A 12,877-nucleotide genomic window follows, 5' to 3' on the forward strand; every position below is an offset into this window, starting at 1 on the left:
TGTGCAAGTTTAGGAAATCGATTATGAAGATCACCAAGAAACTAAAAACCTTACTTCCAGCGCTATTAGCATCGGCAGTACTTTCACTTAGCTTTGCTCACACAGCAATGGCGTCAAAGTGGGATGCGAAGATGAGCCCTGATGAAGTTGAAGCCACACTCGACAAGAAATTCGCCGAAGGCAAATACTCGCCAAAAGGCGCAGACTCTTGCCTTATGTGTCACAAGAAGTCAGAAAAAGTCATGGCCATCTTTGACGGTGTTCACGGTTCTATAGACTCAAGTAAAAGTCCGATGGCAGGCCTTCAATGCGAAGCGTGTCACGGCCCAATGGGTAAACATAACCGTGGCGGCAACGAGCCGATGATCGCTTTTGGTCCAGACTCTACGCTAATTGCTGAAAAGCAAAACAGTGTTTGTATGAGTTGTCACAAAGATGACAAGCGTATGGATTGGAATGGTGGACACCATGACAATGCTGATATTGCTTGTGCTTCTTGTCACTCAATTCATGCAGCCAAAGATCCAGTATTATCAAAAAATACTGAAATGGAAGTCTGTACTAGCTGTCATACCAAACAGAAAGCCGACATGAACAAACGCTCAAGCCACCCAATGAAATGGGCCCAAATGGTCTGTAGCGATTGCCATAACCCACATGGATCAATGAGTGATTCAGATCTCGTTAAGCCTAGCGTTAACGAAACCTGTTACTCATGCCACGCAGAGAAACGTGGCCCAAAATTGTGGGAGCATGCACCCGTTACTGAGAATTGTGTTACTTGTCACAACCCTCACGGCAGTGTAAATGAAGGCATGTTAAAAACGCGTGCTCCGCAACTGTGTCAACAATGTCATGCCAGCGATGGCCATGAAAGCAGAGCTTACATGGGCAATACAGGACAAGGTTCGAGTGTCGGCGATAATGCCTTTACTGGTGGCCGCAGCTGTCTAAACTGTCATAACCAGATCCATGGTTCAAACCATCCATCTGGCAAGCTGTTCCAGCGCTAACGGAGACGAGAAGATGAAATTCAAACTAAATTTAGTCACCCTCGCCCTACTTGCAAGTGCTGGTGCAATTGTACCTAGCGTCGCAATAGCAGCTGACGGTTACGGTATTCAAAATGCGAATACCACTAAAGTAAAATTCGATAAATGGGCTTGTAAACGTTGTGCAGTCGAAACCGGTTATAGCGGCACTGTGGGTGTCGGTGTAGGTTACAACGACAGTAGCGATATTCATTCAGCAAATGCGTTTGCCGCTGAAGATGAATTCGCAGCTAAAGTTGATGCTGACCTTAAATACTCAGGTAAAAGCGGTTACCAAGCCTCTATCGAAGCTGATAATCTCGGCATGGAAAATGGCCGAGCTGATATCAATGTCGGCAAAGCGGGTCAATACAATCTAAACCTAAATTATCGCCAGATTGCTACCTACAAAACGGATAGCGCCATGAGCCCTTACCAAGGAGTTGGCAGTGATAACCTAACCCTTCCTGGTGACTGGGTAAACGGCGGCAGCACTGCGGACATGACCAACTTGAACTCAAGCCTTAACCCGCTTGAGCTATCGCTAAAACGTAAGCGAGCAGGGTTAGGTATTGACTACGCGTTTGTCAATCAGCAGGGTGAGTCTTTATGGAGCACCTACATCAATTATATGCGTGAAGACAAAACCGGCCTTAAACAAGCTTCTGGTAGCTTCTCAAATCAATCGATGATGATTGCTGAACCTGTTGATTACTCGACTGATACGCTTGAAGCGGGTATTCGTTTTGGCGGTGACAATTGGTTTACAGCGCTAAATTACAACGGCTCTATCTTTAAGAATGAGTACAGTGAGCTGTCTTTTGATAATGCCTTTAGCCCAACGTTTGGCGCACAAACGACCGGCTATATGTCACTTGATCCAGATAATGAAGCACACACAGTATCGTTAATGGGTCAATATGTAGCAGGCAAAACGATCATCAATGGCCGAGTTCATTATGGTCAAATGACGCAAGACCAAGACTACAGCAGCTCAGGCTACGGCTATCAAATGCCGACAGAGTCACTCGACGGTAAAGTTGAAACCACGGGCGCCACACTTAAAGTTGTGTCACGTATTACTCGTCAACTGCGTTTAAACGCGAGTTACGATTACAACGACCGTGACAACCAGACCAACATTGAAGAGTGGACGCAAATAAGTATTGACTCAACAACGGGTCAAGCAGCTTACAACACGCCTTACGACATCACCACTCACAAAGCTAAGTTAGGAGCTGACTACCGTCTTGCTCGTGGCCATAAACTTGAAGGTGGATTTGACTACCGTAAAGATGAGCGTAACTACCAAGACCGCGAAACCACCGAAGAAAGCACTGTTTGGGCGAAGTACCGCGTCAGTGCCTTTGATAAGTGGGACATGTGGGTTAAAGGCAGTTATAGCGACCGTGATGGTTCTGAGTATCAAGCATCAAAATGGACTTCAAGTGAGTCAAACGACTTGCTGCGTAAGTACAACCTAGCGGATAGAAGCCGTACTCAAGTTGAAGCCCGTGTTACACACAGCCCAATTGAGACGCTGACTATCGACTTTGGTGCGCGTTATGCGCTCGACGATTACAGCGACACACAAATCGGCTTAACTGAATCGAAAGATATGAGTTACGATGCAAGTGTCAGCTATTTGCTCACTGAAGACATGACATTGACGGCGTTCTACAACCGTCAAAACATCGATTCAGATCAAGCAGGTAGCACCAACTTCTCTAGCCCAAATTGGTATGGCGTTGTTGAAGATCAAGTCGATGTGGTTGGTACCGGTTTTAGCTACAACAACCTTATGGAAAAGAAACTGCGTTTAGGTGTTGATTACACTTACTCAGATTCGAATAGTACCACCCAAGTTACCCAAGGTATTACGGGTGATTACGGCGATTACTATGCCAAAGTCCATAACGTTAATGTTTACGCTTTATACCGTGCAACGGACAAGATGGACGTACGCGTAGACTATAAGATGGAAAATTATAAAGATAACGACGCTGGCAATGATATTGCGCCAGACGGGATCTGGAACGTGTTAAGTTTTGGCAGTAACAGCCATGACTACAACGCGCACCTCATCATGCTTAGCATGAGCTACCGTCTGTAGTCGTTAGCCTTTCGTTAAAAACCCGCAATCGCGGGTTTTTTTATGCCTCTAAAATAAGGTTTATAGCCTGACGTAGATCTAAATCTAACGATTTACTCGGCTTTCATCTTGAAGTTAGGCTCACTTTAAGCGATTGTAAGCCATCTCTTCGATTACTAAGACTCCCGATGACCCGTATGCCCTCTTTGCTCAAGCCTTTTCTCTGTTTATGTCTGTTAGCGCCTATGCCTGCATTCGCGTTTCAATCCGACACCACCAATATATTAATGCTGGCAATCTCGCTTGGCGGCTTTTGTTTTTTTAATCTGCTGTTAACTGGCTTATTCTATTTCACAGGTCAATACCACAGCAGACGTTTTGCCAAAATCCATACACTGATCTCGCTGTTACCTGCACTATTAACCTTTATATTAGCGATAACTTACATCGAAGGCGCCGGTGCTATTTCACTCAATATCGGTGTGATCATTGTCAGTATTGCGTTGAGTATACTGCCAGTACAACTGAGCCCGACAGCTAATGCACCTACTGATAAAACACCGTTAATTCTCGCGACCGTCGCATTATTGCTCATGGTTGTTGCCTATTATGCCGCGCCACTGACCATATTTGCCTTGGCCATCGCTCATGTTGCAGCGTCAAGTCGTGGCACGCTAAGTGTCAAACTGCTGAGCTACGCTACACTCATCACAGGCTACAGCTATTTAGGGTATTGGGCTTATCAAATTGCGCTGCACAGCTAAATGCATCGTCACTGAGTCCGCCTCCACTTATGCGAGAAAATGCTAACTTCACCAATTTACTTAGCCAAGTAAAGCAATGTCAGCTTTGTGCTAAGCACTTGCCGTTTGCGCCCAAGCCTATTGTGCAACTTGCCAGCAATGCAAAAATACTGATTGCTGGCCAAGCGCCAGGGCAAAAGACACACCATAAAGGGCATCCTTTTGACGATGCCAGTGGCGAGCGTCTCAGGCTTTGGCTAGGGGTTACGCGAGAGCAATTTTATAACCCCGATCTGTTTGCCATTCTGCCGATGGGGTTTTGTTTTCCTGGCAGTTACACAACAACCGATAAGAAAAGTGGCGATAAGCCACCTCGTCCCGAATGCGAAGCTGCATGGCGACAACCTTTGCTCAATGAACTACACAATGTTGAATTAACCCTACTGGTGGGCCAATACGCTATTGAGTGGCATCTAAAGCGCAAATTAACCGTCACCCACGCAGTAGAACAATGGCAAACCTTATGGCCACACACGTTAGTCATGCCTCACCCAAGCCCAAGAAACAACATTTGGCTAAAGCGTCACCCCGAGTTCGAACAACAAATCATCCCCAAATTGCAGCAACGTGTCGCCACGCTCATCAGTCCAGAGCAAACCTAAACCGTTCAATTACAGCTCAGTTTCATTAGGGGTATCAATGTATTTTTTAGATGGCTTACTTGCCAAACAGATAGTCAATCGCACCATGAAAATCATTGGTCACAACATCAATGTAATGAATAAACACGGCATTATATTGGGCTCAGGCGATCCCCATCGAATTGGTGAGGTGCATGAAGGCGCATTACTGGCCATTAGCCAACAAAGAACTGTTGCAATTAGCCATGCGAGTGAAGACACCTTACAAGGCGTCAAAGCGGGGATTAATCTGCCTCTGCATTATAAAGGCGACATCATTGGTGTTATTGGCATCACCGGTGACCCCAAAGAGCTCGGTCATTACGGTGAGCTCCTTAAAATGACCGCCGAAATCATTGTTGAGCAAGCCAACTCCCTTGAACTGGCACAATGGCAATACCGTCAAAAAGAGGAGTTGATCATCGATTTGATTAAGTCCGACGGTGCATTTACCTCACATCAGCTAAACTGGGCGGCGCAGCTCGATATCAACTTAGACACCCCTCGTGTTGCGGCCATTATTCAGGTGCAAGCGGACGAAGAGGAAACCTCGGCTAATTCGATGCTAAAACAGATATTGCACTTACTGGAAAATCCGTCGCGCGGTAACTTAGTCGCCATGACCTCAATGACTGAGCTGGTGATCCTCAAACCTGCTTTTCTTGATGGACAGAAGTGGGATGCAACACTTGAGAGTGAGCGTATTGATCAGCTTATCGCTCGTCTACCGAGTGAAATGAGAAAACGATTAAAAATATCCCTCGGGCATTTCTTTGTGAAACCACAAGAAATTAATCGCTCCTACCAAACCGCTTTAGAGACTCTTTCTATCGGTTCTCAAATGCGCCCAGAGCAGAGTAAATATCTTTATGAAGATTTCTCTCTGTTAGTGCTGTTATCTTCCCTCAAAGATAACTGGCGTGGGCAAGAGCTAGTAAGCCCATATCAATCATTAATCAGTGCCGATAAAAATGGTCAACTGGCTAAAACGTTGACCTGTTACTTACAACATTTTGGCGATCAACAGCAGTGTGCCAATGCGCTGTTTATTCACCGAAACACCTTACGTTATCGACTCGAAAAAATTGAAAAAATCACCGGCAGTAATTTACAGAAATTGGATGGTCTACTGCAGCTCTACCTAGGGCAAGTGATGTTAACCACCCGATAATAGGCTGATGACTCATGTTGCATATCATTCGCTTTGGCTATATGACCTAAACATCAGCCTCAAAGCAAAAAATGTTCAATTGAACAAGAAAACATTTATTTTTAGATATATATTTGTGCATTCAACCAAAGATATACATCCCATCGAACCGCATAATAGCTAAGCCTGAAATCCTATGACCTCGACTCACAATGAGTCGACGTCATATTTGGCTTAAGTAACATCAAACCCTACACATAAATTAAAAATACCCCTACAGGGAAACGCTATGAGCCTCGTAATGATCTTGCTGGCGGTGATTGCATTTATCGTCATCGCTACCTCTAAATTTAAGTTACACCCATTTTTAACCTTAATAATAGCGTCGTTTATTGCCGCTTTTGCCTATGGCCTACCTAGCGCCGATATTGCCAAAACCATCACTTCAGGTTTTGGTGGCATCCTAGGTTATATCGGTCTTGTTATCGTACTAGGTACCATCATAGGTACCATACTTGAAAAAAGTGGCGCCGCCATCACCATGGCAGATGTCGTCATTAAATTACTTGGCACTCGCTTTCCAACGTTGACCATGTCTATCATTGGTTACATCGTCTCTATTCCGGTCTTTTGTGATTCTGGTTTTGTGATTTTAAACTCACTTAAACAGTCTATGGCGAATAGAATGAAGGTCTCTAGCGTGTCAATGAGTGTCGCGCTAGCAACTGGCCTTTATGCCACCCACACTTTTGTACCACCAACACCTGGGCCGATTGCTGCAGCAGGTAACCTTGGGCTTGAATCTAACCTTGGATTAGTGATTTTTGTCGGTGTGTTTGTTGCCGCTATCGCGGCGCTTGCTGGCACCCTGTGGGCGAATCGATTTGCCAATGTACAACCTGATGGTGAAGGCGCAGAAGACCTGTTAACTCAGACTGAAGACTACGAAACACTCAAGCAAAATTATGGTGAACTGCCTAGCCCGATACGAGCATTTGCACCCATTTTCGTGCCGATCCTATTAATCTGTTTTGGCTCCATTGCCAACTTCCCATCAGCTCCATTAGGGGATGGGACACTGTTTGATGTGTTGGCTTTTCTGGGTCAACCGGTCAATGCATTAATGATTGGTCTTTTCCTATCATTGTCACTGCTTAAAAGTAACAACAAGGTCAAAGAGTTCAGCGAGCGTATCAGCCAAGGTCTGGTTGTAGCAGCCCCAATTCTACTTATCACTGGTGCCGGTGGCGCATTTGGCGCGGTACTCAAAGCAACTGAAATTGGCGCGTTTTTAGGCAGTTCGCTGTCGGCATTAGGCGTCGGGATCTTTATGCCGTTTATCGTTGCTGCAGCATTAAAGTCTGCTCAAGGTTCCTCTACTGTTGCACTTGTTGCTACTTCAGCGTTAGTCGCTCCTATGTTGGGTGATATCGGCCTTGCGAGTGACATGGGCAGAGTGCTCACCGTCATGGCGATTGGTGCAGGTGCGATGACCGTATCACACGCCAATGATAGCTTCTTCTGGGTTGTTACCCAGTTTAGCCGCATGAGCGTTAAGCAAGCTTATAAAGCACAAACCATGGCCACCTTAATTCAAGGACTCACCGCCATGACGGTGGTGTATATACTGAGCTTATTCCTTATCTAGGTTTCTTATCTAAGCTCAATTAAAAGGCGAGTGTGCTTACTCGCCTTCCTCCTCATTTGAACAGTCGTGTTAGCACGACTATTCATACTCTTAATAAGACATTTGCCTAGAACAAGGCTAATCGTTCGCTTAAACAGTTTCAGCCTTGCGCTGAAAATAGGAAGACGGCATGAAAATTGTGATAGCCCCCGATTCATTTAAAGAAAGCCTCTCCGCAATGGAAGTGGCTAACGAAATTGAGCGAGGATTTCGCACGGTATTACCCAATGCTGAATATCTCAAAATCCCCGTCGCCGATGGCGGTGAAGGCACCGTGCAGTCAATGGTTGATGCGACTAATGGTCGCCTTATTTGGACGCAGGTTTCCGGTCCATTAGGCCACAAAGTTAACGCTTTTTACGGCATTTTAGGCGACAGTTATCATGGCAATGAAAAAACAGCCGTAATCGAAATGGCCGCTGCATCAGGCTTACATTTAGTCGCTGCAGACCAGCGTAACCCAATGTTAACCACCAGCTACGGCACCGGTGAGCTGATTGTTGACGCGCTTAATCGTGGCATCAAACATATTATTATCGGCCTCGGAGGCAGTGCCACCAACGATGGAGGCGCAGGAATGGCACAAGCACTTGGGGTACATCTTTTAGACGCTGATTCAACCGCCCTAGCGCCAGGTGGTGCGGCCTTAAGTCAGTTACAACATATTGATATTACGGATCTGCATCCACTGGTCTCACAATGCCGCTTTGAAGTGGCTTGCGATGTTAATAATCCGCTTTGCGGTGAACATGGCGCCTCCGCTATTTTTGGCCCTCAAAAAGGCGCGACAACCACCATGGTGCAGCAACTGGACAGTGCCCTAAACCATTATGCAGATGTTATTGCGCAAACGGGCATCAAAGACAACCGTCACCTAGCGGGTGTTGGTGCAGCAGGCGGAATGGGGCTCGGCGTTATGGCTTTTCTCAATGCGCAGCTCAAACCGGGTATCGACATTGTGATGAACACCGTTGACTTAGCTAGCCATATTGAAGGCGCTAGCTTAGTGATCACCGGCGAAGGCAAGCTAGATAGTCAAACATTACACGGCAAAACGCCGATGGGAGTTGCGGGAGTTGCCAACCAGTTCAATGTACCCGTTCTCGCGATTGCAGGTTGTGTCAGTGACGATGCCAATGTGTTATTAGAACATGGCTTTACAGCACTATTTTCAATCACGCCACGCGCTTTACCTTTAGCTGAAGTGTTAGCAAACGCCAAAGCAAATCTTTATACCACCAGCAAAAATGTTGCCGCACTTTATTCGCTGTCCATGCCAGCAAAATAGCCTCAAACCACGTCCGATTAAAGGCGCTACGGCGCCTTTTTAGTAAGCTAATCGCAAACTTAATAAGCCGCTGCCAATAATGGCAATTTACTTTTCTACTTGATGCGCTAGAAAGCTTAAAGTAAAGTGAGCATCCCATTTTAAAGACTGATCCAGCACACAATCACTGTGTGGTGAATAGAGATTGTTAGCCGATGACACCAAGACGAGCCACCGCTTCTGAAGAAGCACTACTGAGAATCTTTACCGTTCCAGAAGCCCCCGATTCAACCCTTAGTGTTATTGAACAAAATATCTCACAGAACTTAATGGGTTTTTTACAAGACAGCGTGGTGGCCGTTGAAAAGCCATTGACCGAAATTGAGCTGGATTTTCAACAACACCAAATACCTGCCGCGCCGCAGTTTGTCTCAGACTATGCTGACGACATGATGAAGACGCTGGTCGCGCATTCAGTGCATACCTCAGCACCCAGCTTTATTGGCCACATGACATCTGCACTGCCCTACTTTGTATTGCCGCTATCTAAAATGATGGTGGGGTTAAATCAAAATCTGGTGAAAATTGAAACCTCAAAAGCGTTTACGCCATTAGAGCGTCAAGTTTTGGGGATGATGCATCATCTTGTTTATGAAAAGAATGATGATTTTTATCAGAGTTGGATGCACAGCGCTAACGTTTCATTAGGCGCGTTTTGCTCAGGTGGTACCGTCGCTAATATCACTGCTCTATGGACTGCACGTAACCAATTACTTAAAGCAGATGGTGAGTATCGCGGCGTTGCAGCTCAAGGCGTGATTAAAGGGCTACGTCACTATGGATTTGATGACTTAGCGATTTTGGTCTCTGAACGTGGCCATTACTCATTATCTAAAACGGCTGATTTACTCGGGATCGGCCGCGAAAACATTGTTCAAGTTCCGACTTCAAACGATAACAAAGTCGATGTCGTACAGATGCGAAAAATCGCTGCCAAGCTTGCCGAAGACAATATTAAAGTGATGGCCATTGTGGGTGTTGCGGGAACAACTGAAACCGGTAATATCGACCCATTAAATGCATTAGCAGACTTAGCAATAGAGCTTAACTGTCACTTTCATGTTGATGCCGCATGGGGGGGCGCTAGTCTATTATCTAAAAAGTACCGTCATCTATTAGCCGGAATTGAGCGGGCTGATTCAGTGACTATCGACGCTCACAAGCAGATGTATGTGCCCATGGGCGCAGGAATGGTGATTTTTAAAGATCCCACTTTTGCCAATGCCATTAAACACCACGCCGAATACATACTCAGAAAAGGCTCAAAAGATTTAGGCAGCCAAACGTTAGAGGGATCGCGTCCCGGCATGGCAATGCTAGTCCATGCTTGCCTGCAAGTTATTGGCCGCGATGGTTATGAAATACTGATCAACAACAGTCTAGAGAAAGCGCACTACTTTGCGAGCTTAATTAACAAGCATACTGAGTTTGAATTAGTGTCCAAGCCTGAGCTTTGCTTATTAACCTACCGATATGTTCCGCAGGTGGTGCAAACGGCGATGGCAACGGCGCGAGCTAACAAGGATGTACAAAAGCTGACTGAGTTTAATGAATTATTGGATGGCTTAACTAAATTTGTGCAGAAACGTCAGCGTGAACAAGGCACCTCATTTGTCTCACGCACCCGTATTAATCCTGAGAACAAGCAGCTGATGGAGATCAAAGCCGTGGTGTTTCGAGTCGTGTTAGCCAATCCACTCACGACCCATGAGATTTTACAGCAGGTACTTGCCGAGCAAACGGTTATCGCCTCTCAAGACAATACCTTTTTACCTAAACTAATGGCGTTAGCTCAGCTATAACAAAGCCTGTGATTGCTAACTGCCAACGCCATAGTTGTTATTGATAACGCTTGTTCAATAGCGCGTATTAAACGGCTCTTATTCTGAGTCTAGCCGAGCGGTGATAAACAGGTCTGTGACTTCACCCATCGGGCTAGCTTGTTGTTTGCGTTGTAACGCCAACAATTTAAAGCCTCGACGATTCAGTGCCGGCACTAACTGCTCCGCATGATGAAAGTAAGTAAAGACCTTATCACCATCACTTGAAGTATCTTCGCGCACGTTCAGGCATTCCCCCTCCATGGTACTCAGATACAAAATTCCTCCAAGTTTAAGGCGCAGCGCCGCGGCATCAATCAGCGCTATTGCCTCCAGCCTATCAAGATAAGGTAAACAGAAACCACACATAATGGCATCGAACTGCTCTTCAACGCGGTTTAAATGGCGGCTATCTAGCTGCAGAACCTCTATCTTGGGGTTGTTTTTCTTGGCCAACATCAGCATGTTGGGTGCTAGATCCGTTGCTAATATCGACAAATTTGGTTTTTCAGATAATAACATTTGAGTGATATTGCCCGGCCCGCAAGCCAGCTCTAACACGCGAGCATCATCGGTGGGTAAATGGCTAATAAAAGAATCAAAGGTGTCTGAATACATTGCAAGATCCATGTATTTATCCTGATACCTTTGAGCCAGCTTATCAAAGGTATTAACCGATATTTGATTATTATCCATTCGCTATTCCCTAGCACTCAGTGCTTATCACTTATACCGCTTTTGATTAATTAATCATCTACACTAGCTTGCAAGAGGCTGATTTACAACTGCTAGATGATCTCCTGTTTAATGTCCTGTTCAATATCATTTTAAGTGAAAACAATACCCCACAAGTTGACTCATTCCGCTCGACATGGTCAAAATGCCAAGAGCGATATTAGTTGGCAAAAATCAGAGCGGGTAATATCCCGACGTTCTTTATTGCAGGTGGGGCCGACTTATCTCAGCCACCGTCAATGATGAGAGCTGCTGTGGCGGAAATACTAGGCAGTCAGACGCAGGGTATGCCGTGAAGTGAAGTGGGAACAGCCTGAATTATCTATTCAAGCCTAATGCTTCCGATGGGACATTTGATGTCGATGGATTTACAAATGCCGCAGTGGCATGGTCAATGGAACCACCATTGCCAAAAGCCAGCTCGTTTATGCCCCTTTATGTGTTATCTCCAGTAATTTGTCCTATGCAGCACTGACCTCTTTGTAATACTTTTTCTCATCAGTTAGAAAGGTATGGGTTCCGTCTAACGACGACCTCTTAGTTAACCAGTGCTTGTACTTTTATGCAGTATTATTGGTTTTGTGCGGTTAGTCTCTAAATTATGCGCAATCAGTTCACGGTTTGCTATTGAGTGAAAAGAAAGAGAGGCGTAAATTCAGTTAGGTGAAAGTGTACACGCTTGAACTTCTTAGATAACAGGACGGACAAGGTGTGCAACTAGTTTTCCTCGAAAGTGTATTGGATATGACTTACAACGATTCAAGGTAGCAAATTGTTTTCATCTGAAATTTACGGAAAAATGCTTTGGACACTTTTACAACTGGTATTGGCAAAGCGCATGCGTGTTATAAAAATAGATTATTAAAATAGCTTCGGTGACTGAATCACAAGGACAAATTTACAAGCAATTTGGTAACTCAGTATGCATGAGGAAGTAGATGTTGTGGCAAAGCAAATGATAACAACAATGACAGATAATCAGATTAAGTAGCCGTAACACGCCCCTGCTGTGCCCCTAGGGGGCGCTGCATTGGAGAGCGGTGGCCGCTAGGCATGCTTTACGCCAGCAGTGTAACCACGCTTTGTTGCTGTACTTGTTTTGACTTCCGCTTTTAGTCTTGGTCTTGGTCTTGGTCTTGGTCTTGGTCTTGGTCTTGGTCTTTAATAGTGTGCTTTTGATCTTATATTTGGGTGGGAAACAAACTGCGTTAATAGGGAGTGATAGACAAGCTGGACAGGCCTTTCTTTAGGGGGGGCTTGCCTTAGCGCCCCGTACATATTTTCAAAGGGCTGGAAATATCTTTAAGTATGTGTCAATAAATGACTTATAAGCACTTTTATTCTATCGATAATAAATTGATGCTGTTTTAATATCGGATGTTATTTCTTTTATTTCATCGATAGACTTATTGCATGAATAATTTATTTTCGTATTTAAAACTACCTCTCCAACCTTGTTGACAACCATTAAAGACATCCGTTTTTTACAATATATAAAATCAATATTCCTCACCCCCTCCAAACTGACTTCTCTATTGTCAATAACCAAAAAACCCGAAAAAGGTTCTAACTTTATTTCTTTAGGGGCATAAATAATCCTCACTATTAACGT

General features: G+C 45.0%; 10 protein-coding genes. 8 read left to right on the forward strand and 2 right to left on the reverse strand.

Features of this window, described 5'->3' with window-relative positions; translation table 11 throughout:
* Positions 1–23: 23 nt before the first annotated feature.
* The 8 genes from CXF86_RS17730 to panP all read left to right on the forward strand — a co-directional run bounded on the left by CXF86_RS17730 (position 24) and on the right by panP (position 10,512).
* Positions 24–1,013: a DmsE family decaheme c-type cytochrome gene (locus CXF86_RS17730; RefSeq protein WP_101093613.1), complete on the forward strand. Its 990-nt coding sequence runs from the start codon at positions 24–26 to the stop codon at positions 1,011–1,013.
* 13 nt (positions 1,014–1,026) lie between these two features.
* The gene (locus CXF86_RS17735; protein ID WP_101093614.1) at positions 1,027–3,144 is read left to right on the forward strand and encodes an MtrB/PioB family decaheme-associated outer membrane protein; all 2,118 of its coding nucleotides are present in this window, start codon (positions 1,027–1,029) and stop codon (positions 3,142–3,144) included.
* 167 nt (positions 3,145–3,311) lie between these two features.
* Positions 3,312–3,887 carry a hypothetical protein gene (locus tag CXF86_RS17740; protein WP_102039654.1) on the forward strand — a complete coding sequence of 192 codons (576 nt, stop codon included), beginning with the start codon at positions 3,312–3,314 and terminating at the stop codon, positions 3,885–3,887.
* 29 nt (positions 3,888–3,916) lie between these two features.
* Positions 3,917–4,528, forward strand: coding sequence for a uracil-DNA glycosylase family protein (locus CXF86_RS17745; RefSeq protein ID WP_102039655.1), 612 nt, complete (start codon positions 3,917–3,919; stop codon positions 4,526–4,528).
* Positions 4,529–4,565: 37 nt separating this feature from the next.
* Positions 4,566–5,717 carry a sugar diacid recognition domain-containing protein gene (locus CXF86_RS17750; protein WP_101093617.1) on the forward strand — a complete coding sequence of 384 codons (1,152 nt, stop codon included), beginning with the start codon at positions 4,566–4,568 and terminating at the stop codon, positions 5,715–5,717.
* Between the two features lie 268 nt (positions 5,718–5,985).
* Entirely contained in the window at positions 5,986–7,344 is a 1,359-nt protein-coding gene (locus CXF86_RS17755) for a GntP family permease (protein ID WP_102039656.1), read from the forward strand.
* Between the two features lie 169 nt (positions 7,345–7,513).
* On the forward strand, positions 7,514–8,671 hold the full coding sequence (locus CXF86_RS17760; protein WP_101093619.1) for a glycerate kinase: 1,158 nt from the start codon (positions 7,514–7,516) through the stop codon (positions 8,669–8,671).
* A 194-nt stretch (positions 8,672–8,865) separates the two neighbouring features.
* Complete coding sequence (panP, locus tag CXF86_RS17765; protein ID WP_102039657.1) at positions 8,866–10,512, forward strand: pyridoxal-dependent aspartate 1-decarboxylase PanP; 1,647 nt, start codon at positions 8,866–8,868, stop codon at positions 10,510–10,512.
* Positions 10,513–10,590: 78 nt separating this feature from the next.
* Here the strand turns inward: panP and CXF86_RS17770 are convergent, their stop codons facing one another.
* Positions 10,591–11,226: a class I SAM-dependent methyltransferase gene (locus CXF86_RS17770; protein WP_102039658.1), complete on the reverse strand. Its 636-nt coding sequence runs from the start codon at positions 11,224–11,226 to the stop codon at positions 10,591–10,593.
* A gap of 1,381 nt (positions 11,227–12,607) precedes the next feature.
* Positions 12,608–12,877: hypothetical protein (locus CXF86_RS22945; RefSeq protein WP_219622741.1), on the reverse strand; the 270-nt coding region annotated here is incomplete at its 5' end.

Source organism: Shewanella sp. GutCb (assembly GCF_002836135.1).
Classification (GTDB): Bacteria; Pseudomonadota; Gammaproteobacteria; order Enterobacterales; family Shewanellaceae; genus Shewanella.

Coding starts and splice junctions, on each gene's coding strand:
- CXF86_RS17730 (WP_101093613.1), top strand. CDS start 24: ATGAAGATCACCAAGAAACTAAAAACCTTACTTCCAGCGCTATTAGCA.
- CXF86_RS17735 (WP_101093614.1), top strand. CDS start 1,027: ATGAAATTCAAACTAAATTTAGTCACCCTCGCCCTACTTGCAAGTGCT.
- CXF86_RS17740 (WP_102039654.1), top strand. CDS start 3,312: ATGACCCGTATGCCCTCTTTGCTCAAGCCTTTTCTCTGTTTATGTCTG.
- CXF86_RS17745 (WP_102039655.1), top strand. CDS start 3,917: ATGCGAGAAAATGCTAACTTCACCAATTTACTTAGCCAAGTAAAGCAA.
- CXF86_RS17750 (WP_101093617.1), top strand. CDS start 4,566: ATGTATTTTTTAGATGGCTTACTTGCCAAACAGATAGTCAATCGCACC.
- CXF86_RS17755 (WP_102039656.1), top strand. CDS start 5,986: ATGAGCCTCGTAATGATCTTGCTGGCGGTGATTGCATTTATCGTCATC.
- CXF86_RS17760 (WP_101093619.1), top strand. CDS start 7,514: ATGAAAATTGTGATAGCCCCCGATTCATTTAAAGAAAGCCTCTCCGCA.
- panP (WP_102039657.1), top strand. CDS start 8,866: ATGACACCAAGACGAGCCACCGCTTCTGAAGAAGCACTACTGAGAATC.
- CXF86_RS17770 (WP_102039658.1), bottom strand. CDS start 11,226: ATGGATAATAATCAAATATCGGTTAATACCTTTGATAAGCTGGCTCAA.